At 37.3% G+C, this 23,807-nt stretch carries 25 protein-coding genes, 1 tRNA gene, 1 pseudogene and 1 riboswitch; of the genes and pseudogenes, 22 read left to right on the top strand and 5 right to left on the bottom strand.

Translation table 11 applies throughout. The features are described from left to right. Positions 1-129 precede the first annotated feature (129 nt). The 4 genes from IGJ99_RS10110 (at position 130) to IGJ99_RS10095 (ending at position 2,860) form a co-directional block, all read left to right on the top strand. Positions 130-561, top strand: coding sequence for a DUF1934 domain-containing protein (locus IGJ99_RS10110; protein ID WP_010734856.1), 432 nt, complete (start codon positions 130-132; stop codon positions 559-561). A 75-nt stretch (positions 562-636) separates the two neighbouring features. Next, entirely contained in the window at positions 637-1,248 is a 612-nt protein-coding gene (gene rpoE / locus IGJ99_RS10105) for a DNA-directed RNA polymerase subunit delta (RefSeq protein WP_019723160.1), read from the top strand. 281 nt (positions 1,249-1,529) lie between these two features. Continuing rightward, on the top strand, positions 1,530-1,928 hold the full coding sequence (locus IGJ99_RS10100; protein WP_010734858.1) for a hypothetical protein: 399 nt from the start codon (positions 1,530-1,532) through the stop codon (positions 1,926-1,928). A gap of 302 nt (positions 1,929-2,230) precedes the next feature. Continuing rightward, positions 2,231-2,860, top strand: a complete 630-nt coding sequence (locus IGJ99_RS10095; RefSeq protein ID WP_019724552.1) for a hypothetical protein — start codon at positions 2,231-2,233, stop codon at positions 2,858-2,860. Positions 2,861-2,968: 108 nt separating this feature from the next. Here IGJ99_RS10095 and IGJ99_RS10090 read toward each other — a convergent pair. Beyond that, a tRNA-Arg gene (locus IGJ99_RS10090) sits at positions 2,969-3,040 on the bottom strand. Between the two features lie 59 nt (positions 3,041-3,099). Between IGJ99_RS10090 and rpoN the strand changes: the two genes are divergently transcribed. From rpoN to IGJ99_RS10045, 9 genes are all read left to right on the top strand, one after another. Next, positions 3,100-4,428 (top strand): RNA polymerase factor sigma-54, encoded by a 1,329-nt coding sequence (rpoN, locus tag IGJ99_RS10085; protein ID WP_438770802.1) that lies wholly within the window; start codon positions 3,100-3,102, stop codon positions 4,426-4,428. 152 nt (positions 4,429-4,580) lie between these two features. Further along, on the top strand, positions 4,581-5,672 hold the full coding sequence (locus IGJ99_RS10080) for a sugar-binding transcriptional regulator (RefSeq protein ID WP_171844984.1): 1,092 nt from the start codon (positions 4,581-4,583) through the stop codon (positions 5,670-5,672). Between the two features lie 40 nt (positions 5,673-5,712). After that, entirely contained in the window at positions 5,713-6,714 is a 1,002-nt protein-coding gene (gene gap / locus IGJ99_RS10075; RefSeq protein ID WP_010734862.1) for a type I glyceraldehyde-3-phosphate dehydrogenase, read from the top strand. Positions 6,715-6,820: 106 nt separating this feature from the next. Further along, positions 6,821-8,011, top strand: coding sequence for a phosphoglycerate kinase (locus tag IGJ99_RS10070; protein ID WP_010734863.1), 1,191 nt, complete (start codon positions 6,821-6,823; stop codon positions 8,009-8,011). Positions 8,012-8,105: 94 nt separating this feature from the next. After that, entirely contained in the window at positions 8,106-8,861 is a 756-nt protein-coding gene (gene tpiA, locus IGJ99_RS10065) for a triose-phosphate isomerase (RefSeq protein WP_438748374.1), read from the top strand. 116 nt (positions 8,862-8,977) lie between these two features. Then, the gene (gene eno, locus IGJ99_RS10060) at positions 8,978-10,276 is read left to right on the top strand and encodes a phosphopyruvate hydratase (protein WP_010734865.1); all 1,299 of its coding nucleotides are present in this window, start codon (positions 8,978-8,980) and stop codon (positions 10,274-10,276) included. Positions 10,277-11,079: 803 nt separating this feature from the next. Further along, on the top strand, positions 11,080-11,574 hold the full coding sequence (locus IGJ99_RS10055) for a hypothetical protein (protein WP_010734866.1): 495 nt from the start codon (positions 11,080-11,082) through the stop codon (positions 11,572-11,574). A 543-nt stretch (positions 11,575-12,117) separates the two neighbouring features. Next, on the top strand, positions 12,118-13,581 hold the full coding sequence (locus IGJ99_RS10050; RefSeq protein ID WP_062804889.1) for a helix-turn-helix domain-containing protein: 1,464 nt from the start codon (positions 12,118-12,120) through the stop codon (positions 13,579-13,581). A 207-nt stretch (positions 13,582-13,788) separates the two neighbouring features. Then, complete coding sequence (locus tag IGJ99_RS10045) at positions 13,789-14,856, top strand: WxL protein peptidoglycan domain-containing protein (protein WP_010734868.1); 1,068 nt, start codon at positions 13,789-13,791, stop codon at positions 14,854-14,856. 46 nt (positions 14,857-14,902) lie between these two features. On the opposite strand, the gene IGJ99_RS10040 is transcribed toward IGJ99_RS10045, so the two are convergent. Together IGJ99_RS10040 and IGJ99_RS10035 are read right to left on the bottom strand one after the other, a co-directional pair. Further along, the gene (locus IGJ99_RS10040; protein ID WP_409173510.1) at positions 14,903-15,310 is read right to left on the bottom strand and encodes a hypothetical protein; all 408 of its coding nucleotides are present in this window, start codon (positions 15,308-15,310) and stop codon (positions 14,903-14,905) included. A 197-nt stretch (positions 15,311-15,507) separates the two neighbouring features. Next, the gene (locus IGJ99_RS10035) at positions 15,508-15,684 is read right to left on the bottom strand and encodes a hypothetical protein (RefSeq protein WP_010734870.1); all 177 of its coding nucleotides are present in this window, start codon (positions 15,682-15,684) and stop codon (positions 15,508-15,510) included. Positions 15,685-15,947: 263 nt separating this feature from the next. On the opposite strand from IGJ99_RS10035, the gene IGJ99_RS10030 reads away from it, so the two are divergent. The 6 genes and pseudogenes from IGJ99_RS10030 to IGJ99_RS10005 all read left to right on the top strand — a co-directional run bounded on the left by IGJ99_RS10030 (position 15,948) and on the right by IGJ99_RS10005 (position 19,820). After that, entirely contained in the window at positions 15,948-16,340 is a 393-nt protein-coding gene (locus tag IGJ99_RS10030; RefSeq protein ID WP_224434139.1) for a hypothetical protein, read from the top strand. A gap of 139 nt (positions 16,341-16,479) precedes the next feature. Continuing rightward, a complete protein-coding gene (locus IGJ99_RS10025; RefSeq protein WP_010734872.1) occupies positions 16,480-16,875 on the top strand; it encodes a hypothetical protein in 396 nt (131 codons plus the stop codon). Then, a pseudogene (locus IGJ99_RS10020) lies at positions 16,875-18,463 on the top strand (cutinase family protein). The gene IGJ99_RS10025 and the pseudogene IGJ99_RS10020 overlap by 1 nt, the downstream one beginning before the upstream one ends. 13 nt (positions 18,464-18,476) lie before the next feature. Beyond that, entirely contained in the window at positions 18,477-18,770 is a 294-nt protein-coding gene (locus tag IGJ99_RS10015; protein WP_438770801.1) for a hypothetical protein, read from the top strand. 3 nt (positions 18,771-18,773) lie between these two features. After that, a complete protein-coding gene (locus tag IGJ99_RS10010; RefSeq protein WP_010734875.1) occupies positions 18,774-19,100 on the top strand; it encodes a hypothetical protein in 327 nt (108 codons plus the stop codon). 99 nt (positions 19,101-19,199) lie between these two features. Next, on the top strand, positions 19,200-19,820 hold the full coding sequence (locus IGJ99_RS10005; protein ID WP_010734876.1) for a sugar O-acetyltransferase: 621 nt from the start codon (positions 19,200-19,202) through the stop codon (positions 19,818-19,820). 163 nt (positions 19,821-19,983) lie between these two features. On the opposite strand, the gene IGJ99_RS10000 is transcribed toward IGJ99_RS10005, so the two are convergent. Together IGJ99_RS10000 and IGJ99_RS09995 are read right to left on the bottom strand one after the other, a co-directional pair. After that, positions 19,984-20,562: an ECF transporter S component gene (locus IGJ99_RS10000; RefSeq protein WP_023520040.1), complete on the bottom strand. Its 579-nt coding sequence runs from the start codon at positions 20,560-20,562 to the stop codon at positions 19,984-19,986. Positions 20,563-20,568: 6 nt separating this feature from the next. Next, positions 20,569-21,543 carry a nucleoside hydrolase gene (locus IGJ99_RS09995; RefSeq protein WP_010734878.1) on the bottom strand — a complete coding sequence of 325 codons (975 nt, stop codon included), beginning with the start codon at positions 21,541-21,543 and terminating at the stop codon, positions 20,569-20,571. Between the two features lie 23 nt (positions 21,544-21,566). Beyond that, positions 21,567-21,611: riboswitch (PreQ1 riboswitch) on the bottom strand. Between the two features lie 291 nt (positions 21,612-21,902). Between IGJ99_RS09995 and IGJ99_RS09990 the strand changes: the two genes are divergently transcribed. The 3 genes from IGJ99_RS09990 (at position 21,903) to secG (ending at position 23,671) form a co-directional block, all read left to right on the top strand. Then, complete coding sequence (locus IGJ99_RS09990) at positions 21,903-22,868, top strand: alpha/beta hydrolase (protein ID WP_438770922.1); 966 nt, start codon at positions 21,903-21,905, stop codon at positions 22,866-22,868. A 90-nt stretch (positions 22,869-22,958) separates the two neighbouring features. Then, a complete protein-coding gene (locus IGJ99_RS09985) occupies positions 22,959-23,234 on the top strand; it encodes a GNAT family N-acetyltransferase (RefSeq protein WP_019724263.1) in 276 nt (91 codons plus the stop codon). Between the two features lie 200 nt (positions 23,235-23,434). After that, entirely contained in the window at positions 23,435-23,671 is a 237-nt protein-coding gene (gene secG / locus IGJ99_RS09980; protein ID WP_010734881.1) for a preprotein translocase subunit SecG, read from the top strand. Positions 23,672-23,807 lie beyond the last annotated feature (136 nt).

The raw sequence follows: 23,807 nt of genomic DNA, 5'->3' as shown, positions 1-23,807 counted from the left end.
CCTTCTTTCTTCATTATACTCCAAAATAAGAAAGAAGAGATGAAAAAAGTTATCTGTTCTCTATACCTGTCGGTTGACAAATCAGTGGAAAGTGGGAACAATGTAGCTATGAGAAAAGGAGAATGTCAAATGGAACGATCTGGATTACCGATTTCGATACAATTACGTACAAAAGTGAAACAACAAGGAGAGCAACAAGATTTTTATTTTGATCTGAAAGGACAAATGGTCAAAATTGGCGATACCTTATACATACGCTATAAAGAGATCCAAGAAGGACAAGAAGAAATTCCTGTCACAATCAAGATCATGCCAGATGGTCACGTGCAATTGATCCGTGCTGGTGAAATGCGTATGCGTCTAAAATTTGCCTATCGGGAGCGTCTAGAAACCCATTACCGCACGCCTTATGGAATGATCCAAGTCGACACATACACAAAAGAACTACATGTCAGTCTAAAAGATCGTCCAACGGCTGGCAAAGTCATGATCGATTACGATTTGTTCATGGGTGTCGAAAAAATAGGCGAATATGAGATGGTCTTAGATTTTACTGCATAAATAGCAAAGAAACGTTTGATTTTTTACCTGTGATTTTGTATGATAAGGAGTAGACTGTGAAAGGACGTGTCCTGATTGGAAATTAGTGTATTTGAAGGTGCAAACAAAAACGAATTATCAATGATCGAAGTCGCACACGCGATCTTAGAGCAGCGTGGTGATGTGATGGACTTTTCTGATTTAGCAAATGAGATTCAAACATATCTTGGCAAATCAGATAGTGACATTCGTGATTCACTCGCACAATTTTATACTGACTTAAATATCGACGGTAGCTTTATTTCATTAGGCGACAATCGTTGGGGCTTGCGTTCATGGTATGCCATCGATTCGATCGATGAAGAAGTCAACCATGGAATCGACGAAGAAGACGAGGATACACCACGTCGTCGTAAACGCAAAAAAGTCAATGCCTTTATCAATGATGACGAAGATGCCATCGATTATAACGATGATGACCCAGAAGATACTGATCTGTCTGACGAAGACGATGATGATCTTTTTGAAGATGAAGATGACGATGATGAAGAAATCGCTGCATACAATTCAGACTTACAAGAAATTGGTGCAGATACTGGAGACGACGAAGAAGAAATCCCAGGAAACATCGAAGAAGATCTAAGCATTATCGAAGACGATGACGAAGAAGACGAAGAATTTGAAGACGAAGATTTCCCAGAAGAATAAGTAAGAGAAATCACAAAAAACTGCAAGTTACTTGTAAAAGTAGCCTTGCAGTTTTTTTGTATTAGAATAAAAGAAAAAGTCCTAGAGAGTAAGGCAGAACGTCAACTAGAAACCAAAAGTGTTTCTCCTTAAGGATGAAGGCATATTTTTGTGGTTTATAGAAATGTTTCAGAGAAAAGCATTAGGTGATGTCAGCGAATCTTTTTTCATTTGTTGTAAAAAAGAGTATGATGAAAGTGAAACTGAGACATGACAATCAAATATAAAAGGAGACGATCGATATGTTAGATGATCAATTAAAATGTCCCAATTGTCAGACCAAATTCTATTATAATGAAGTACGTCACATTGTGAAGCATCGAGAAAAAGAAATGCCGATCCGCTGTCCTGAATGCAATGAAGTAGTCGAACGGAAACTTTCTCATGGCTATTTCGTGACATACAAAGAAACAGATTTTTCAAAGTTGGATCAAGAAGTGGAGGAAACACCGAAGCAATACAAAAGCTTGAAAACCGGTGCGGTGATCAGTGCAGATGAATACCGGGAAATGATTGAACGTCATGATTTATCTTTAAACGGACCAATGAGTTCGGAATTGATGGGCGGTATGAACTATTTTATTGAAAATGAAGCCTTGAACAACGAAGAAAGTTACGAAGATTATGTTCCTTATGATTGATAAAAAATGAAAGAGAGTGGGACAATAATCCTCTCGCACCATTTAAAATCGAATAAACCGCGGAAACAGAAGTAACTCTTCGAAAAATAAGTCGCCGTCCACCAAAATTTGAAAAATAATTTTCGTGGATGGTGCTTTATTTCTCGTGGTCAAACACTGCTGTAGTGACTTCTTGAGGAAACAAGTTATAGAATCAAGTCGGAAAATAAAAAACGATTGTTTTTTATAAAAACTCTTTGCTTCATTGGCTATTTCTGATTATGATTATAGACAGAAGAATAACAAATAAATAGGAGTAATCAATGAAAAAGTCAATACGAATAAAAGTAATCGGTTTTCTTGTGATTTTATTTGGGTTGTTTCTCTTGGTCCATTCATCACCAAAAGAGCAAACCTCTTTGAATCTTTCAACGAAAAATGAAGAAAATACATATCGTACAATGTCCAGTAAGTTGGATTTTCAGCAACTGCTTCGTGTCATTTCGAGAGAATATCAACTAACCGAAGAAGAAGCTAAAAAACAGCTCGGCTATACTGAGCAAATGGTGCAAAGCGCAATACATAATGGGGCAATCTACCGTATCTTTTCTCAAAACATAACTGTCAACAGAGTATACCAACCAAATTTATTGTTATACTGTGAAACGAGCGAAAGTGGAAATTTCCGAGCAATCAAGTCAATTTTATCCGTTCAGTTGAAATCCGCTGATCAAGGATTGGAAAAACATTTTACAGGGGATGTATTTGCTTATTTAGAGGACCCTAACCGAATATTTTATCTCATCAATGGTGATTTTTATGATCAAAAAACAGCCACTTTAAGAAACGGTTTAACGCTTCGTCAAGGTGAGGGTGTGACAGAGCGCTATACTCCTGGACCTTTAACGAATCATTTCTACTATAGTTACATAGAAGATTGGTTTACTTTTTGAAATCCCATGAAGAAATCAAAAAAAGCAGTTTTCCTAGATAGGAAAACCGCTTTTTTTCTTAGAAATTTGAAAGCAAAATCTTCACAAATATGCTAAGATAACAATAGACGCGTCCTGAGGGAATCGAACCCCCGTCTCAAGAACCGGAATCTTACGTGATATCCACTACACTAAGGACGCAAGCACTGCAACAATTGTATCGAAATCAAAAATAAATTACAAGGGGAATGGACAAAAAAATGAAATTTGAACAAAATTTTTCACAAAAACAACAACAAACACAAAAACTTGCCATGACACAACAGCTCCAACAGTCCATCCAAGTCTTGCAGTATAACAGCGAAGAGCTACTGGCTTTTGTTGAAAATCAGGCGTTGGAAAACCCCTTAGTAGAAGTGATCGAACCGGATTGGCAACCCGATTACCAAAAACGTAATGCCAGTTATGAGGGAGAAGAGATGAGCTACTTGAATCAAATTCCTGATACAACAGGCTCACTTTTTGAATCATTGATCGAACAAGTCCATTTGAATTACCGAGATACTTTCTTACGTAAGTTGATTTTATATTTGATCGAATATATCGACCTGAATGGTTTTTTGACTATTTCTTTAGAAGACGCCATCCAACAAACGAATGCGACACCGATCCAAATGCTTGACGCATTGACGCTGATCCAGCAGTTAGAGCCAGCAGGTGTTGGGGCGCGAAGTTTACAAGAATGTTTGATGTTACAAACCGAAAGAGACGATTATGCGCCCGAATTGGCTTACATCGTCTTGGAAGAATGGTTTGATCAATTAGTCGAACGCAAATGGAAAGAGATCGCCCAACATTTTGCGATTCCATTAAGCGATGTACAACAGATCTTTGACTATATCCAAACCCTTAGTCCAAGTCCTGGACGAGTCTTTGACCATAGTAGCGGTTTGTATATCATTCCCGATGTCAAAGTTGTCGTAATAGGTGAAGAAGTCCAAGTCATCTCAAATCGAGGCAACCAGCCGAATGTACGTTTTCAAGAAGCCTATTTTCAACAGATGCAAAAAAAAGCAGATAAAGAGACTCAAGCCTATTTGAACGAACGAAAACAAGAATTTGAATGGCTGCAAAAAACGATTTTGCAACGCGGTGATACGATCATGCGCGTGGCGCAAATCATTGTTTCTCGGCAAAAAGAATTCTTTACAAATGTCGCACGACCGATCCGCCCATTGACCTTAAAAGAAGTCGCAGAAGAAATCGACGTCCACGAATCAACGGTCAGTCGAGCAGTCAATGGCAAGTATCTTGAAACCGATTTTGGTGTCTTCGAATTGAAAAAGTTCTTTACGACGAGACTCCAACCTACAAATGCAGAGAGTACTGAAGACCTATCAGCAGATACCGCAAAGAAAAAAGTCCAAGAACTAGTGGATGCGGAAGATAAAAGCAAACCATTATCTGACCAAAAATTAGTAGAACTACTGAAAAATGACAAAATTTCGATTTCTCGACGAACAGTCGCCAAATATCGTGACTTGTTAGGAATCCCTAGTTCATCGAAAAGAAAACGGTATGATAGATAATTGAATGAAAGACTGGAAGAATCTTAAACATTTTTCTAGTCTTTTTTTGTTGATAAATACGGACAAAACTGTTAGACTATGTCATGTGAGGTTGAGATTTTCCTAGTAGAAAACGTGCAAGTTGGAAAGTCCGATTTATTTTTTTAGATCACATGGGTCGTTTTGAGTCTACATTGGACGAAAAATGTCCAACTAAGGAGATCGCTATGTTAGATGAATTGAAACTGATTGAAGCTGTTGCGCCAGACATCATGGATGTTTTGCAAGAACGCTATAAGATTTTGCGCAATATTTACTGGATGCAGCCAATTGGTCGTCGTAGTTTATCGGAAAGCATGGGCATGACCGAACGTGTCTTACGAACAGAAACGGATCTGCTCAAACAACTTGAACTGATCAACGCCTCTAAAAGTGGTATGACGCTGACGAAAAAAGGAGAGGAAGTCTATCAAAGCCTCGAAGGCTTTATGGACCAACTTTTAGGAATGCATCAGATTGAAATGAAACTATCTGAGTATTTTGGAAACCAGCGCTGTATCGTTGTTTCTGGAAACAGTGAACAACAACCAAAAGTAGCAGATGCTTTTGGCGAAGCCTTAGACGAATCACTGAATCTACTACTTCCTGAAGGTGATAATATCATCGCAGTCATGGGAGGAACGACGATGGCGATCGTTGCAGAGCAATTGACTAGCTTAGAAAACAGCAAGCGCCATAATTTGTTTGTTCCTGCGCGAGGTGGGATCGGTGAGGCGATTACTGTACAAGCGAACTCAGTCAGTGCTAGAATGGCTACAAAGGCAAATGGAAAACACCGAGCACTATATGTGCCGGAACAATTAAGCTTGGCTACTTACAATTCATTACTCAATGAGCCGTCTATACAAGAAGTTTTAAACTTGATAAGTCAGGCAAATTGTGTTATTCATAGTATTGGACGGGCGTTGCATATGGCAGCGCGACGAAAGATGAATGAAGAAGAATTGCTGATGTTGAAACAAGCCAATGCCGTTGCGGAATCTTTTGGCTATTTCTTCAATGAAAAAGGAGAAGTCGTTTATAAAGTCCCACGAATCGGCATCGAATTAAAAGACTTAGCTAAAGTCCCGATCATTCTTGCGGTTGCAGGAGGGAAAGCCAAAGCCAAAGCAATTCGAGCGTATATGAATAATGCACCAAAACAAACGTGGCTCATCACAGATGAAGCCGCTGCTAATGAGATTTTAAAAGGGGTATCCCTTTAAAATAAATATTTTTTTGATTTTCATAAGGAGGAAATCTTAAATGACAGTTAAAGTAGGTATTAATGGTTTTGGACGTATTGGACGTCTAGCGTTCCGTCGTATCCAAGATGTAGATGGAATCGAAGTAGTAGCAATCAACGATTTGACAGATGCTAAAATGTTGGCACACTTGTTAAAATACGATACAACTCAAGGACGTTTCAACGGAACAGTTGAAGTTCACGAAGGTTCATTCAACGTAAACGGAAAAGAAGTTAAAGTATTAGCTAACCGTAACCCTGAAGAATTACCTTGGGGCGAACTAGGCGTAGACATCGTTCTAGAATGTACTGGTTTCTTCACTTCAAAATCAGCTGCTGAAAAACATTTAACAGCTGGTGCTAAACGTGTTGTTATCTCAGCTCCTGGTGGAGACGATGTACCAACAATCGTTTACAACACAAACCATGAAACATTAACTGGTAAAGAAACAGTTATCTCTGGTGCTTCATGTACAACTAACTGTTTAGCTCCTATGGCTAAAACATTGAATGACAAATTTGGTGTTGTTGAAGGATTAATGACAACTATCCACGCTTACACAGGTGACCAAATGACTCTTGACGGACCTCATCCTAAAGGTGACTTCCGCCGTGCACGCGCTGCTGCTGCAAACATCGTTCCTAACTCAACAGGTGCTGCTAAAGCAATCGGTTTAGTAATCCCTGAATTGAACGGTAAATTAGACGGAGCTGCTCAACGTGTACCAATCGCAACTGGTTCATTAACAGAATTAGTTACAGTTCTTGATAAAAACGTAACAGTTGATGAAGTAAATGCTGCAATGGAAGAAGCAGCTAACGAATCTTACGGTTACAACACAGACGAAATCGTTTCTTCAGATATCGTTGGTATGACTTACGGTTCATTATTTGATGCTACTCAAACAAAAGTAATGACTGTTGGTGACAAACAATTAGTTAAAACTGTTGCTTGGTACGACAACGAAATGTCATACACTGCACAATTAGTACGTACTTTAGAATACTTCGCTAACTTATAAGATAAATCGTACAAGTGTAACCTATATCCATGTACACTTAAAAGCGGGGAAGCAATCGCGCTTCTCCGCTTTTTTTGATAAGATGTTTATTTTAGGAGGAAATCAAATGGCTAAGAAAACAGTCAAAGATATTGATTTAAAAGATAAAAAAGTCCTTGTCCGTGTTGACTTCAACGTTCCTTTGAAAGACGGCGTCATCACTGATGATACACGTATCAAAGCTGCGTTACCAACAATCAATTATGTGTTGGAGCAAGGCGGAAAAGCGATTCTTTTCTCTCACCTTGGACGTGTGAAAACAGAAGAAGACAAAGAAGGAAAATCTTTGGCACCAGTTGCAAAACGTTTAGGCGAATTGCTAGGTAAAGAAGTAACTTTCGTTCCTGAAACTCGTGGTTCAGAATTAGAAACAGCAATTGCTGACATGAAAGACGGAGACGTAGTTGTTTTTGAAAACACTCGTTTTGAAGACATCGACGGCAAAAAAGAAAGCAAAAATGATGCTGACCTAGGTAAATACTGGGCTTCTTTAGGCGATGTATTTGTCAATGATGCATTTGGTACGGCTCACCGTGCGCATGCTTCAAACGTAGGGATCGCTTCAACAGGTATCCCAACAGTTGCTGGATTCTTGATGGATAAAGAAATCAAGTTCATCGGCGAAGCAGTTGAAGAACCAAAACGTCCGATGATCGCGATCTTAGGTGGAGCGAAAGTTTCAGATAAAATCGGTGTCATCGAAAACTTGATTCCTAAAGCAGACAAAATCTTGATCGGCGGCGGAATGACTTACACATTCTACGAAGCAAAAGGCATCAAGATCGGTAACTCTTTAGTTGAAGCAGATAAAGTAGCTTTAGCAAAAGAATTGATCGAAAAAGCTGGCGACAAATTAGTTTTACCAATCGACAACGTTTGTGCCCCTGAATTTTCAAATGATGTAGAAACACAAGTCATCGAAGGAGATATTCCTGAAGGCTTGATGGCATTAGACATCGGTCCTGCTTCAGTTAAATTATTTGCTGATACATTACAAGGTGCGAAAACAGTTGTATGGAACGGACCAATGGGTGTATTCGAAATGAGTAACTTCGCTAAAGGTACGATCGGTGTTTGTGAAGCAATCGCTAACCTTGAAGATGCTACAACGATCATCGGTGGCGGTGACTCTGCAGCTGCTGCGGAACAATTAGGTTTTGCAGACAAATTCACTCACATCTCAACAGGTGGCGGTGCAAGCTTAGAGTTGCTTGAAGGGAAAGAATTACCTGGACTAGCTGCAATCAACGACAAATAAGCATAAAATCAACGAATAAATAAAATGGTGAGAGGACCATCTACAGATTGCTCAAATCTGTAGTCCTCTTACATTCTGAATAGGAGTGCATATCATGCGTAAACCAATTATCGCTGGTAACTGGAAAATGAACAAAACTGCATCTGAAGCAAAAACTTTTGCAGAAGCAGTAAAAAACAAGATCCCTTCAAATGATAAAGTAGATTCAGTGATTGGATCTCCTGCATTATTCTTACAAGAATTAATGGCTTCAGCTGAAGGTACAGAATTGAAAATCGCTGCACAAAACTCTTACTGGGAAAACTCAGGTGCATTCACTGGTGAAACATCACCAGCAGCTTTAGCTGATCTAGGTGTACAATATGTGATCATCGGTCACTCTGAGCGTCGTGAATACTTCCACGAAACTGACGAAGATATCAACAAAAAAGCGAAAGCAATCTTCGCAAACGGTATGATCCCAATTCTTTGCTGTGGTGAGTCATTAGAAACATATGAAGCAGGCAAAACTGCTGAGTGGATCGAAGGACAAATCACTGCTGGTCTTGAAGGCTTAACAGAAGGTCAAGTAAGTAATCTAGTTATTGCTTACGAACCAATCTGGGCAATCGGTACAGGTAAATCAGCAGATGCTGAAATCGCTGACGAAATCTGTGGCGTGGTACGTCAAACAGTTGAAAAACTTTACGGCAAAGAAGTATCAGAAGCAGTTCGTATCCAATACGGTGGTTCTGTAAAACCTGAGAACATTGCTGAGTATATGGCAAAAGAAAATGTGGATGGCGCATTAGTTGGCGGAGCTAGCTTAGAAGCGGATTCATTCTTAGCATTACTTGATGCTGTAAAATAATTATTGAAAATTTGTGAAAAATGCAAGAAATGTTTGCACAAAGACACAAAATTAACTAAAATCGTATATGAGGGAAATCCCTTAGGAAAAAACCAAACTCAAAGGAGAGACAAAACATGTCAATTATTACTGATGTTTACGCTCGCGAGATTCTAGACTCACGCGGTAACCCAACAATCGAAGTAGAAGTATACACAGAAAGCGGTGCTTTCGGCCGTGGAATGGTTCCTTCAGGTGCTTCAACTGGTGAATACGAAGCAGTTGAATTACGTGACGGAGACAAATCTCGTTATGGCGGTAAAGGTGTAATCAAAGCTGTTGACAACGTAAACAACATCATTGCTGAAGCAATCATTGGCTACGATGTACGTGACCAAATGGCTATCGACAAAGCAATGATCGCTTTAGACGGAACTCCTAACAAAGGTAAATTAGGTGCGAACGCTATTCTTGGTGTTTCAATCGCTGTTGCTCGTGCAGCTGCTGACTACCTAGAAGTACCTTTATACCACTACCTAGGCGGATTCAACACAAAAGTATTACCAACGCCAATGATGAACATCATCAACGGTGGATCACATGCGGATAACTCAATCGACTTCCAAGAATTCATGATCATGCCTGTTGGCGCGCCAACATTCAAAGAAGCACTACGTATGGGTGCGGAAGTATTCCATGCATTAGCTGCAATCTTGAAATCTCGTGGATTAGCAACTTCAGTTGGTGATGAAGGTGGATTCGCTCCTAACCTTGGTTCAAACGAAGAAGGTTTCGAAGTAATCATCGAAGCAATCGAAAAAGCTGGCTATGTTCCTGGTAAAGACGTTGTTCTTGCAATGGACGCTGCTTCTTCAGAATTCTACGACAAAGAAAAAGGTGTTTACGTATTAGCTGATTCAGGCGAAGGCGAAAAAACAACTGACGAAATGATCAAATTCTACGAAGAATTAGTATCTAAATACCCAATCATCTCTATTGAAGATGGATTAGACGAAAACGACTGGGATGGATTCAAGAAATTGACAGAAGTTCTAGGCGACAAAGTTCAATTAGTGGGTGACGACTTGTTCGTAACAAACACTGAAAAACTTGCTGAAGGTATCGAAAAAGGAATTGCTAACTCAATCCTTATCAAAGTTAACCAAATCGGTACTTTGACAGAAACTTTCGAAGCAATCGAAATGGCTAAAGAAGCTGGTTACACTGCAGTAGTTTCTCATCGTTCTGGTGAAACAGAAGATTCAACAATCTCTGATATCGCAGTTGCAACAAACGCTGGCCAAATCAAAACAGGTTCTCTATCACGTACTGACCGTGTTGCGAAATACAACCAATTATTACGTATCGAAGACCAACTTGGTGAAGTTGCAGAGTACAAAGGTTTGAAATCTTTCTACAACTTAAAAAACAAATAATTAAATGAATGTAAAAATGCCCTTCTTATGTCAATGACATGAGAGGGGTATTTTTTTAGGCAGATGATTAATCAGAAAAAATATTTTTAGTACTTACAGAAACGAATGATAAAAACAAATCATAGATTCTTATGAATATAAATAAAGATCATCATTCCTCATATTTTTATTAGGCACAAAATCGATTAATTAGCTTTATCCAAGCTGTTCTTAATTCATCGCGTCTTTATCATGGATGATGAAAACGAGACGATTGAGAACAAGAATGTACCTCCTATAAACTTGAAGATCGACAACTATGTGGACTTTCTTTTTATTATATAGTGTGTTATAGTCTATTGATTATCTAAACGACGAACGTTTCCGAAGGATTTCTTCTTTATCATTTGCTTCTCTTACTTCCTCAAGCTAACCACCAACTCTTTTGACGTCATCACCATATGTTGCCATATAAACAAAACCCGCATAGTGTTCGCTTCCAATATAAATAAGTTGATTTTTGATGAATGTAAGAGAATAAGTTCTCATGGAAATTTTTTTGATAACCGGACACGGATTTGGTCGAAATATCACGCCTAAAAGGTCTAATAACTCTGATCAAAGGACAAATAGGGAGCTTTTATAGAGTTAAGGAGTGAGCCTAGTCCATCTTTCCGGATAAGTTTCTATCATGTAGCAAAGAACGTCGTGAAAGATTATCCTGTTTTTAAAAAAAGAGTTGAATGTTCGGATAAACCCTATGAGGGAATTTAATGTAAACTGATTTTGTGAAAAAAATATTAAATTCCGGAGGCTATCCAACAATGAAAAAAAAGGTATCCACAACAGTTATGCTATCAACTTTGTTGTTAGTAGGTAGTAACCCAAGCTTAGTAAACGCATCCGAGACAGTCAGTGAAAAACAAATACCGATTGAAGTCCAAGATGGAAAACTAGATATCACTTTCAATGAAGGAACAACAAACAAAGTCGATTTCAAATTATCTGATTTTGACTTAAACTCAGATATGCGTAAACAAACGAAGGTCTTGAAAGCAACTGCTACAGTAAATAATACAAAATCACAGGATGTTTTTGTGAATATTTTTGCAAAACTTGACCAATATGGAAATGGACTAGACATTCAACCTTCAAACCCACATCTTCAAGCACAACAGGTAATGCGAATGAGTTCGGTACAGATCGAAAAAGATTTCGATGTCATTTTAGATGCAAATGATTACGTATGGCGATCAAACAGAGATGATAGTGCCAAAATCATCTTGACAGCACAAGAAGTAAATAATCCTTGGGGATAATACTCCGGACTAAAAAATAGTTTTTTTCAGTTGTGAAAGGCTTGACAGATAAAAAGAGTTAAGTGTGCGAAGATTGACAGAATACGATGGATCATAATATAGAATACGTAGATCTATCCGTCTGTCCTATAGAATATTCAAAGAAGAAATGCTGATCCAATCAATGAAAACTACTCTTGTTGATTGCCTGATCAGTGTTCCTTCTTTTATTCTTTCGCGTAGTTGCAAGCTTCTACTGTCGCTGGTTGGTCCATCAGATTTATGAATCTAGTAATGCAAACAGAGAAAATTTTAATCAATAGAAATTTATTAGAAAAAGTGAAGGTGTTTAGATAATAATTCCGTAGAAAGACAAATATACATGATCAAAGCTTCACTACCTTAGTAATCAAGTCAAAATGTACAGGCAAGACCAATACAACAGCCATGCAAGTTGAACTAGGAGACATCGGTATAGTTCGCTGAAAATAAAAAATGAAACATTCTGACTAAATGAATTCTTCTTAGTATAGAATCCTCTAAAAATGAAGGTTGGTAGAAGAAATGGAATATATAATGGATACGTTTAGTAGCCGTTACTTAACAAAAAAACAAAACGAAATGTTGCAACTGTTTACGGTTCTAGTGACAGAAAAATATTTGTCATTGAATAAATTAAGTGAGCGGTTAAACTTAACGATGTATCAAACGAAAATATTACTGGTTGAACTCGAAGAAAACTTCGAACAATTGAATTTTACATTTTCATCTTTCTTTTTACTAGAAAAGGGGACGATTGGTTTAATTGAAGGTGTTAATCAGGAACTGTTGCTTCAAGTATTTGTTAATTTGAAAAAAAAGTTTTTTAATGAATCACCTTATTTTCAATTATTGCTCTATCTCTTGAAACACCGAAAAACTCGTGTAGTCGATATTTCCGAAAAGTTGATGTTTAGTAAGTCTTATAGTTATAAATTGATCAGCCGACTGAAAGATATCTTTCATTATCAAAAAATACCAATAACTATTAATAGTAATTTTGAATCAATTTCTTTGGAAGGCAATGAGATGTCTATCAGAACATATCATTACCTGGTACAAATCATGGCCTATAATGTTTTCGCAGATAGCCAAACAAGAGTGAATATTGACCTAGTAGGTGGACACTACGAGAGGTTGAAGACAACAAAAGCAAAGCATGACATTCTATTCTCAATACTTGAAAATGCTGTGTCACGTGGGTATATCATACAAGATTTGGACAAAACAGCGATAGAACTATTCGCTGATATGAAAGAACTATATGAAGAGGACTCGCTAACAAAGTTGATACCAACTCGAAACATGGAAGATAGAGAAAAAGAAGTTGCATTCTTTTATTTTTGTAGACAACTTCTCATCCCTGAAACGACAAGCAAGCAGGACAAGATAGTCTTAGGCAAAAAATTCAAAGAGCATAGACAGAACGAAATCGTTGATTTTTCTATGAATGTCGTCGAAACATTATCAGAAAAATATAAGATAAATTCCGATGTGGAACATGTGATTTTATATGAAAGTGTCATCAATAGTTGGGCATACAAAAATATTTATTTCGAGAATTTAAAAGGAGTGGCTAATCAAAATAGTCCCAATAGTAGAATCCATGAAGTGAAGCAGCTACTATTGGGAATAGTCAAAAACAGGAATTTTCAAGTTGGTGATAGACAAATATTTGCGAACAAGTTAGCACATATCCTTTCGTATTATTTGCCTATCCAAAACAATGAAAGAGTGACTATTGCTATATCGATGTTGCATCATCCGGAATATGTACCAGTTATCGAAAGTAAATTACTAACGATATTTAATAAAAAAATCATTCATTTCACTTCTGACTTTACTGATGCAGATATTTTGGTGTCTGATGGGATTGTGTATCACGAAGAGTCCCAAGATTTTGCTTTTTTTAGAGACATTCACAATAAGGATCATTGGGACAATTTAAACGCGATTGTCCAAGCAAGAATTATCTTAAAGTTAGAGTAATGAATTTAATAAATATAAATAATAAAAAAAATCTCTAAGGATACTTATTCTTTTCAATTTGATCAGGAAAAAGTGAAACATTCTGATGAATCAAAATACAAAGTATGATGATAGGATAACTACTGTTGTGAAAAAAGAGGAATAAGAATGATCAAGAAAAAATATAGAGATTTAAGATACTTGATAGGAAAATGAATAGGAGAAATAATGACAAAAAATAGCCAAGCCAAAGAATACAAGTTAGTTGACTTCTGTTCGCTTATTTTCGTTTTATTGATGGGATGTTTTTTTTACATACAACCAGTAGAGGCGTCCGAGGAAGATACTGCATCGATCCTAGTGGATGTGCAACCCAAAGAATATGAGATCAGAGATAGCTATCTGCAGTTTACTCCAGAACTTAATAAGAACTATGAGTTCACTGCTACGATTACAAATATAGGTGACAAGGACTTAGATGTTACTGTCTATCCATCGGTTGCTATATCAACGATGGGAAGTGTCACTTATGTTGAAAATACAGAAAACCTTTTAGATGAAAAGTATGACTTTAGTAAATACGTGAAGATAACTGATGCTAATGGCGAACTAGAAGACGGGAAAATCAAAGTTGAAGCGAAACAAAGTGAAACGATAGCAATTTTGATCAATGTGACTGAGGAACTTGATGGAGAAGTTTTAGGTGGGGTGAATTTCTCTCAGACATTAAGTGAAGAAAGTCATGAAGATGCTGTAGATATCGTTCATGTCTATGAGAAAGTAATCCTATTTCATCTCAAGATGGATGAAATAGAGGCTGAAAAAGAACAAACTTATGATGAGTTTGAGTTTGTGAGCTCACAGGATGCGATAAGGCTTGATTACTATATAGCCAACAATGATCCTGCAGTAACTTTTGCGGAAAGCGGCTCGTACAAAGTAATCAATCCAAACGGGGATATCATTTCTGAAGGAGAAATTGAAGAAAGCTCAATTGCATTGACTCCAATGACTAAAACAAAGCTAAATCTACCGTTAGTTAGTGATGCAGAATTGATGTTTGGGGAATATCAGTTTATCCTAACTGTTGATGGCAAAGAAAAAGTAACTAAATTTAATTATACAAAAGAAGAGCTGGAAGGGTTGATAGAGCAAACAGGTGGTTCAAACAAGATTATCGTCAATCAAGGAAGTAATATCTGGGTGATCGGTTTGTTGCTTGTTTTTTCTGCTCTGTTGATCATCACAAGTGTAATACTTTATCTTAAATATAAGAAAACGAGAATCGACAGCTAAGGCTTCGATTCTCGTTTTGCATTTCAGTCAGATGATTTTTGAAAAATTATGTGGTTTCTTTATTAGGTAAAAGTCCGAATGTATAAATGATTAACAATGTCAGGAAATACATTCCAGTACCAACAAAGCCAAAACACATATCAATAAGATCAGGTGTGTTTATGAATCCAAAGACAGTTTCACATAGTGCATTTACTACGAGTAAGAGTAAAGAAAAGATGACTACATAATTGAATTTTATCCCCATCAATAACCAAAAATATGGAATCAAACCTAAAATCAAACTAATTGAAAAGTTTGAGATATGAAGATAAAAATCAGGATAGATAGAGGTGAAAATCGTAACATTCCAATACTTTGATAAATACATGAATGAGCCAATAGCAATCACCACAAGATATAAAATAGAAGTCCATAACTTGGGTAAAAATTTAAAAGCGAGTTGGTTTTTCATGAAGGGTCACCTCCGAATGATGTTTGAGTAATGAATATAGTGAGTTTTATTATGTATACACTGGCTTTTTATTGTTAAAAAAAAGGTGGTCAACTTCATTATAGCCTATGTAATACATCAAACAGTAAAGGACACATCCATATCAATAAAGACAATACCAAGACATGTCTGGTATCGTCCATAAAACAAACAATGCTTTATTCTTTTTGATTTTCCAAAATAAACAGAGACTCTTCTGACTGCTCATAATACTTTGGGGTTAATTTTATATCCACGTGGGAGTTATTTTTTCGAACGATCGATAATAGCATCGGGCTAAAACCTAAAATTGCTAGAACAATAGAACCAACTACTAAGCTTGTTTTTCTTAACATAATTGCTCCCTCTGTAAAAAGGTTAGACGAAATAAGCATTTCTCTATGATCGTATAAGACTAAAACGAACCGTATACGACGTATATGCGCCTTATCCAGTAAATTTTAATTTAAATAGGCAAAAATTACGTATAGTAATAATGAACGAAGTAGATGAGTAAAGAGTAGTACAAATAGAAAATACTAGAAAGTATTGATGTGCTGACAGAACTTACACAAAAAGTATCCGAGAATTTGAAGAGTAAGGAATGAGGGATAATCATTTGGGAAAGAAAAAGTGGCTGATTCTAGTAAGTATAGGTGTATTATTAGTTCTTTTGATGACGATAGAAGTGAAGAAGATGAGCGAACCAACAGAAAGAGAGAAACAAATTGCTTTTTTGAAAGAGCATGAAAGTAAAATGACAGAATATATTAATCAATACAAAGGTGAAAAAGTAACAGAAATTAATTATGATTGGAATAATGTTAATCGAGTGGTTATCGGAAATAGTCTTCCTAGTGGGGCTGGCAAAAAAATTCAAATTTTTGGATTTGTAAACCATAATCCACATATGGATTTCAGACTGGATATAGAATTAAATCAAAATAATATGCCTGATATGTCAACTTTACATTATGGACAACAAATAAGTGATGAGGAACTTAACAGCTGATATAGAGAATCAAGATATATCCTGATTTTAGGCGAAGCTTTTATACAGGTTGTGGTCATAGCGAAAACCTTGGTCTAGTAAAAAAGAAATTAGCTAACTATGATTACTATAGTTGCAGCCACAGAAGGGAGAAGTTCTTGTGAGGAAAAAGGAAAAAATTATTGTAGTTAGTTTGACTATTGTCTTGGTACTTTTAGGCACGTTAGGAGTGAAAAAAATAATGGAACCGACAGAAAAAGAAAAACAAATCGCTTTTTTGAAAGAACATGAAGAAGAATTAACAAAGTACATTATAAAGAGAAATTCAAAAGCTAATATAAATATTGTCAAATATAATTGGGAATCGTTTAGGATAGAAGATAGTGGAGCGTTCACCAAAAAGATGTATATAGTTGATATTGAATTATATGGAATTGATAATAATGAAATAGATGCTGGAGCAATTCAAGTGTTACCAAATAATTTACAAAAACCTACTAAAATAGAAGAGATAGCAACAAATAATTTTGAAGAAGCATTGGAGGAATTTAAATAATGGCTAACTTAGGTAATTCATATAATGTTTATGCTAACTTAGCACAAAGTTCATACAATAATAGAAGAAACAATGCTGGAGTTACGTATAATTTTGTAAATGGCATGACAAAAAAAGAAAAGAGAGCTTTGGAAAAAGGTAAATCTATTCGTTTCAACTTCCCAAATGCAAAAGATGCTCATGGAAATGATTTAAGTACAGTCTACCTCCAACCCGACACCACCGTAAAAACAGTCAAGGAGTTAGGAAACAGCCGAGTGCCGAAAGTAAACGGAGGCTATGAAATACAGAGCTATGTAAAAAACACATATAAGCAAGGACTCTTGACGGATGAAAAAGCTGGATTCAATGCTTATTATGTGACGGATACGCCTAAGTTGTCGATAGAGACTAAGCATACTTATTTTGTTACTAGAGGCAGTGATGGTATTTCTTCAAGTAATTTGAATCTTAATGACTGGTGGCATAATAACCAGGCATTTACAACAAAAAATGCTTATATTCCGCAAGCAAAATTAGCAAATCAAGCCATGCACCAGAAGATAACGGAAATGACCACACAAGCACCTCATGCTACAATGCCTGTCACAGGTCATTCTCTGGGAACGATGGTGTCGATTCAGGCTGTGGCGAATCTCCCTGAAAAAGATATTGCTAAAATCGACAAAGTGGTTTTGTTTCAAGGACCTGATGCGCGTGAAAGTATCAATAAAATGTCTGAACAGGCACAAAAAATATCCAGAAGTTGGAAGAGGATGGGAAAATCGATTATTACGTCAATGCTTTTGATATCGTTTCCATGTTGAATAGAAATAAGCCTGGAGTAGATGAAATCGGGAATGTTCGCTATTTACTACCGAAATCTTTTAACACGACGTTTGATATGGAAGATCAAAACGGCTCTAGCCATGACTTTGGACAGTTTCAAATAAATCCTGATGGCACACTTCAGGAAGCTAATTTAAAGGAACATGGCTACATTTTTGCTGCGGGGATCAAGGTTTCCCATTTGATCGATAAATATTTGAATCGTGTAGTAAAAGAAAAACCAGAAGGTGGGTTATCTTTTACAGAAGTCATAAAACTATTGTTATCTGGAGAGTATAAAGATTTTGAAAAAGAATACGCTACGATTATTGCGGAAGCAAAAGTTGCTAGTGAATGGAACGAGACGGTCAACGAATTACATAAAAGAATTTCTAATGCTTCAGGTTCTAAAAAAATCACTTTACAATCGGAGTTAGTTCAATCGATCATCCAAAAGGCGAAAAATATAGGCGAAGAGTACGAGATCATCTTTAAAAATGCCCAAAAAAAATTTGAAGATGAGATTACGGCAATATCAAAAGAAATATTGGCTGGTGCGGGAGCAATCAAAAACTATTTGACTTATTGGGAAGTACAAGAGATGGTTTCCCCATATGAAAAAAATAATTTATGGGACAGCGGACAAGCCTCATTAAATACGAATAAAGTGAAACAATATAAAGAGAAGCTGGAGGAATTTAGTAATAAACTGGCGGTAGTAGCAAATCATCTTACAGAGTATGACAGACAGGCAGGAAATATTTTGTTCAAAAACAAGTGAAAGGAGTTTATCCATGGAAGATAGAGAATTGCAAGAATTTCTAGAAAGACTTGGACAAGAGCAAAAGGAACGGGAACGAGTAGCCATACAAGCGCTGATTCTGGCAAAGGAAAGTCGTATTGCTCAGGCCAAGTTAACTTCGATCGAATCCTTTAAAGAGATCTCAGAAGGAATGTATCAACAAACGAATAGTGTCTTACCATCTACTTTGAAAGGCGCTTTAGAAGGGGAAAGTGCCGTTGCAGCAGAACAGTATGTCAAACAAATGAAACAACCAACATTGCTCACACCTGTGAAAAGGGGATAAAGAATGGGGACAGTAGAGAAACAACGTAAACTACAAGATTTAGAGGAGCGATTTAATGAAAACAAACGTCAGATACACCGTCAACAAGAAGAAATCGATCATCAGTTAGTAAACTTTAGGAAAGAAACAGGTCAATTGGTACAAAAAATCATGTATTTGTCGAAGAATGATCATTGGGATAACCGACAATTCTATCATCAAATGGAGGCAATAGATCGTAACCTGATCCATACGGCTCAAAACTATGAACGACAATTAGAAGAAAAAGAGCAAGAATTAACAAGATCCTATCGAAAAGAGATAGAGCGAATTCACGAAACCAATTACTAGAAAAAAACAGTCACGATCTTTCACAAATCTCTCTTCCTTATAGAAAATAGACTCTCTGTTATAATACATGTAATCAAATAAGATAATAGGGGGATAAAGATGAGCGAAGATGATGTGAAACAGATAACCAATACAGGGTTGCCATACGATGATATGGACTCTAAAGTAGTACACGCACGAAATCATGCCTTGAGACAATGCAGGAGATATAATTTTCTCGTGAATTCAGAAAATCATTATAAATACCCCATTTTACGGGCGCTATTCGCTTCAATGGGTGAGAATGTCTATATCGAGTCGAATTTTCAATGTGAGTTTGGATTCAACATTTCTATAGGAAATAATGTTTATTTGAACCATGATATGATCATTCTTGATTGTCATGAGGTGACGATCGGAAATGATGTTTATGTAGGGCCGAGAGTTGGTTTGTATGCAGCCAATCATGCAGAAGATCCATTTGAACGTGCTGATCATGTCGTTTATGCGAAGCCAATCCATATTGGCGATAAAGTTTGGTTAGGAGCGGGAGTCCATGTTCTTCAAGGGGTAACGATTGGTGCAAATAGCATCATTGGGGCAGGAAGTGTCGTAACAAAAGATATACCAGAAAATGTGATTGCTGCGGGAAATCCATGTAAAGTGATCCGACCAATTACGTATAAAGATCGAGAAAAAAATATTAAAGTCCAGGATAGTGCCTTGTTGATGGAACGATAGCATACTGGATTTAGGAAAGTCTCTTTCAGTCAAATAAGAGACAAAAACTTTTGGATAACAAACAATACCCGAACGATGGATCATTCCTTCTCATAGAGATGAGAGAAATTGATTCGACGTTCGGGTTTTTGCATTTAGTGATTAGCTATAGTACAAATACGCATCAACGATTTCTTGTCTTTGCCACTACTTGGTTTGGTAATTTCAACACAACGAGTGAAACGACAAGGACCGATAGTAGCCGATCTAAATAATCTGTCGCTGCTTGAACAATCGTGACACTTACAGCTTGGTTTAGTCCTAATCCATAAAGAAGTTGGACAATGGTACTTGAACCTGATGAAGTGATACCACCAAATAATTGGATCGTGATGATCGAGGATAGTATGGTTCCAGGCGCTGAAAGGACAAACGTCCATGCGAATAATGAAAGTTTACTCTTCAAACCTTGCGCCTGTAATTTCTGTGGTAAAATCAACCCCGCTAATAACCCAGTGATGATTTGTATCGGGGAATAATACAAAGAGAACATATCCATCGTCACGCCACTAAGTAAGCTACTACTCAATCCTGTCAAAATCCCAGGAATTGGTCCAAGTAAGGCACCTGCAAAAATCGTACCGATCGAATCAAGATAAATCGGTAAACGGAGCCATAAAGCAATCGTTCCACCGAGAAAGTTGATTCCGATACTTAGTGCCATGATTGTGATCATTCTTGTCGTGATTTTCTTTTGTGTCATCTTTTTTCATCCTATCTTTAATCTTTCCAGATCATTTTTTATCAATTCTTCTTGTGCATGTAAAAGAACGGCTAAAAACTTCCGGAAAAAAAGAGAGGTGTCGACATCTGTCATGATTAGACTGTTTGGTTTTTTCTGCCAAAAATCATAACGATCAACCAAGGTTTGTCCGCGGCTGATGCCTTGTGTTTCAACAGCAGTATAGCTAGTGAATCCTTGGCACAGTTGTTCATCGATGAAATATGCAACTGCCAAAGGGTCATTGATGACACAACCTAGGACGCGTTCTTGCTGCCAATGAAAGTCAAAGTAAAAGCGTGTGATTGCTTTTAAATAGTTGCCTTCTTCGGGCGAAAGTTGGCAACAATATTCTAGGATCGTTGGTGTAAAGACGATTTCTCGTGTCACGTCTAAACCGACCATCTCGATCATTTGACCAAGATGTTCAAATACATAAGCTGCGGCATCAGGGTCACACCAGTAATTGTATTCTGCTACTGGTGAACAATTGCCGTGGCTTTTATACGTGCCGCCCATCGAAACAAATCGATCCATGTGCTTTCCTATTTGTGGATTCTTTTGTAAAGCAGAAGCGACATTTGTTAGCGGCCCTAAAGCAATCACTGAAGTATCTTTTTGTTCAGCAAAATAACTCGCTAAAAAATCAACAGCGTGGATCGTTTCGGCTTGCTTGTCTGTTACTAATGGGAAGTTCGTTTCCCCTAGACCGTCCATGCCGTGAGTATCTTGAGCGCTGATAAATGGCGTGTTGAGTGGTGTTGCAGAACCTTGATAGACAGGGATGTCTAAACGGTCACAACGTTCCAAACAACGGATGACATTTTCAGTTCCCAAATGTACGGGGACGTTCCCACAAACGGTGGTGATTGCGACAACTTCGATTTCTGGTGATTTTAATGCAAACAATAGCGCTAATGTATCATCGATACCGGGATCGCAATCAATAATAACTTTTCGCATTATTTCCAATCTCCTTTCTTTAGAGACACTTAGTTTTTTATCCTGGGAAGTTTCCGAACCAGTCCAAGGGGTCAACCCTTGATTCCAATGCACGGCATTAGTATACTTATTTTTATGAAGAATGTAAATGTTATGCAAAAAATTCATTATCTCTTATGAGTGTTAGAAGTAGGAAGAGAAGATCGTTTGTAAGGAATAAGGTGTTTAAAATTACAGCTGGTCAATGGTTCACTGTCTGCCTCTTTGGTAGAACGTGGTACAATAGAAATGAACGTTGAAATACGTAGGAGAATGCTAGAGCACCATTTAGCATACTTGAATTTTTGTTTCAATCACCAAGTAGAAAGTGTGGGATGCAAGTGATTGTTTTTTATAGTTTATTAATTATGTTATTAATGATCGGTAGTTATCATTTTATTGCTTATCTGTACGCAAAGAAGTTGATCAAAACTGGATTACAACGTGGTTATGCTTGGTATGAAGAGACAGGTCATCAACTCATGGACCCTGCCTCTTTGACGACAGTCGAAGAGCAACGCCAACGTTTAGAAGATCTAGCAGAAGATTTTTGGCAACAAGGAGAACCCATTATGACTAAAAGTCAAGAGGGGTTAAAATTGAAGGGGAGGATATTCTCTACTTATTCGAACAAAGGTAAATGGGTAGTCTGTGTCCATGACTATCGCAGCACAGGAAAAAAAGACACGTCTTATATCGGGAAAAAGTATGCAGAAAAAGGATTCAATGTCTTGATCCCTGATTTGCGTGCCCATGGGGAAAGTGAAGGGGAGATCATTGGGATGGGGTGGTTGGATCGATTAGATCTGATACTCTGGATCAATGAGATCTTGCAACGAGAGCCAGAGGCTAAGATCATCTTACATGGAGGCTCAATGGGGGCTTCTACGATCATGATGGCTAGTGGCGAGAAGTTGCCGAGTGCTGTCAAAGGCTTGGTCCTTGATAGTGGCTTTGTATCCGTTTATTCAGAATTTCGTTATATGTTAAGCAAATTGACAGTTTTTCCCAAAAAAATCATTATGCGACATGCGAATCGTTACGCACAAAAATATGCAGGCTATTCTTTGAAACAGGCATCAGCAACGAGACAGTTAGGGAGCAATCATTTACCCGTTCTGATCATCCATGGTGAACATGATCATTTTGTTCCGATGGAAGCAGCTTATACGATCCAAAATGCAACGGCAGGAGATAAAGCCTTACTGCTAGTGCCTGGAGCAGAACATTTAGAAGCAGTCAGTAAAGATCCAGAGACCTACTGGACAGTGATTTTTTCATTCATTGAGCAAAGAGTGGGTCTATAAGTACAAATGATTGTTTGAAAAAAATAGGACTGGTAAAATCAAATTGAATAAAGAAACTGTTCGTTATTTTAGGGTTGGGAGAGTGAAATGATGGAAATCAAAGAAGAAAAGAATCGCTTAGTGTTATTGGACGATGAACAAAATGAAATAGGAGAAATGACGTGGTCTGATGCTGGTCCTGATATTATGATCATTGATCATACATTTGTTGATCCTGCATTTCGTGGACAGAAATTAGCAGAAAAATTGGTTGCTACAGGAGTGGAAGTAGCCAGACGTACTGGCAGAAAAGTTATTCCGTTATGCCCCTACGCAAAAGCGGAGTTTGAGAGAAAAGCTGAATATCATGATGTTTGGCGGAAATAAGCGTTAATGGTTAGCAAAAAAGCATTGATTTTAGAGGAGGATACAGGTGGATCGTTTGTCACAGAACCTGCAAAAAAATCGATGTAAAAAAGCCTAGAAATGTTCTTTAAAACATCGCCCATCTTATGAAACACTGTTGTCACAAGACGTGTTATGTGATAAAGTTAGAAGGACGATATTTTGAGAAAGGAGGCTGTTTGATGTATAATATTATTTTAGGGATCGTCATTGTCATCTCGATTATGATGGTCATTGCGATCATGATGCAACCAAGCAAACAAAATAGTGCAGCAAGTGCATTTACAGGTGGCGCAGATCAATTATTCGGAAAGCAAAAAGCACGTGGATTTGAAGCAGTAATGCAACGCTCGACAGCTGTTATGGGCGCTGTATGGATGATTCTGTTGTTCGTACTTGCATTTTTATCTTCTAAATAAATCGTTCGAAACTAATGATCAGAAGTGATCATTTGCTTCATTCAGATTTTGAGGATACACGGATGGTTCATCGATTGTTCAAAAAAATAGAAGGTCTGGGAAACGAAATGCTCCCAGACCTTTTTTGTTGAATAGA

This window comes from Enterococcus sp. AZ095b (genome assembly GCF_051714725.1).
In the GTDB taxonomy this organism is placed as follows: domain Bacteria; phylum Bacillota; class Bacilli; order Lactobacillales; family Enterococcaceae; genus Enterococcus_B; species Enterococcus_B pernyi.
The sequence above is the reverse complement of the archived record's forward strand: the minus strand, read 5'-3'. Positions and strand labels throughout refer to the sequence as shown.

Coding starts and splice junctions, on each gene's coding strand:
- IGJ99_RS10110 (WP_010734856.1), top strand. CDS start 130: ATGGAACGATCTGGATTACCGATTTCGATACAATTACGTACAAAAGTG.
- IGJ99_RS10100 (WP_010734858.1), top strand. CDS start 1,530: ATGTTAGATGATCAATTAAAATGTCCCAATTGTCAGACCAAATTCTAT.
- IGJ99_RS10095 (WP_019724552.1), top strand. CDS start 2,231: ATGAAAAAGTCAATACGAATAAAAGTAATCGGTTTTCTTGTGATTTTA.
- rpoN (WP_438770802.1), top strand. CDS start 3,100: ATGAAATTTGAACAAAATTTTTCACAAAAACAACAACAAACACAAAAA.
- IGJ99_RS10080 (WP_171844984.1), top strand. CDS start 4,581: ATGGGTCGTTTTGAGTCTACATTGGACGAAAAATGTCCAACTAAGGAG.
- gap (WP_010734862.1), top strand. CDS start 5,713: ATGACAGTTAAAGTAGGTATTAATGGTTTTGGACGTATTGGACGTCTA.
- IGJ99_RS10070 (WP_010734863.1), top strand. CDS start 6,821: ATGGCTAAGAAAACAGTCAAAGATATTGATTTAAAAGATAAAAAAGTC.
- tpiA (WP_438748374.1), top strand. CDS start 8,106: ATGCGTAAACCAATTATCGCTGGTAACTGGAAAATGAACAAAACTGCA.
- eno (WP_010734865.1), top strand. CDS start 8,978: ATGTCAATTATTACTGATGTTTACGCTCGCGAGATTCTAGACTCACGC.
- IGJ99_RS10055 (WP_010734866.1), top strand. CDS start 11,080: ATGAAAAAAAAGGTATCCACAACAGTTATGCTATCAACTTTGTTGTTA.
- IGJ99_RS10050 (WP_062804889.1), top strand. CDS start 12,118: ATGGAATATATAATGGATACGTTTAGTAGCCGTTACTTAACAAAAAAA.
- IGJ99_RS10045 (WP_010734868.1), top strand. CDS start 13,789: ATGACAAAAAATAGCCAAGCCAAAGAATACAAGTTAGTTGACTTCTGT.
- IGJ99_RS10040 (WP_409173510.1), bottom strand. CDS start 15,310: ATGAAAAACCAACTCGCTTTTAAATTTTTACCCAAGTTATGGACTTCT.
- IGJ99_RS10035 (WP_010734870.1), bottom strand. CDS start 15,684: ATGTTAAGAAAAACAAGCTTAGTAGTTGGTTCTATTGTTCTAGCAATT.
- IGJ99_RS10015 (WP_438770801.1), top strand. CDS start 18,477: ATGGAAGATAGAGAATTGCAAGAATTTCTAGAAAGACTTGGACAAGAG.
- IGJ99_RS10010 (WP_010734875.1), top strand. CDS start 18,774: ATGGGGACAGTAGAGAAACAACGTAAACTACAAGATTTAGAGGAGCGA.
- IGJ99_RS10005 (WP_010734876.1), top strand. CDS start 19,200: ATGAGCGAAGATGATGTGAAACAGATAACCAATACAGGGTTGCCATAC.
- IGJ99_RS10000 (WP_023520040.1), bottom strand. CDS start 20,562: ATGACACAAAAGAAAATCACGACAAGAATGATCACAATCATGGCACTA.
- IGJ99_RS09995 (WP_010734878.1), bottom strand. CDS start 21,543: ATGCGAAAAGTTATTATTGATTGCGATCCCGGTATCGATGATACATTA.
- IGJ99_RS09985 (WP_019724263.1), top strand. CDS start 22,959: ATGGAAATCAAAGAAGAAAAGAATCGCTTAGTGTTATTGGACGATGAA.
- secG (WP_010734881.1), top strand. CDS start 23,435: ATGTATAATATTATTTTAGGGATCGTCATTGTCATCTCGATTATGATG.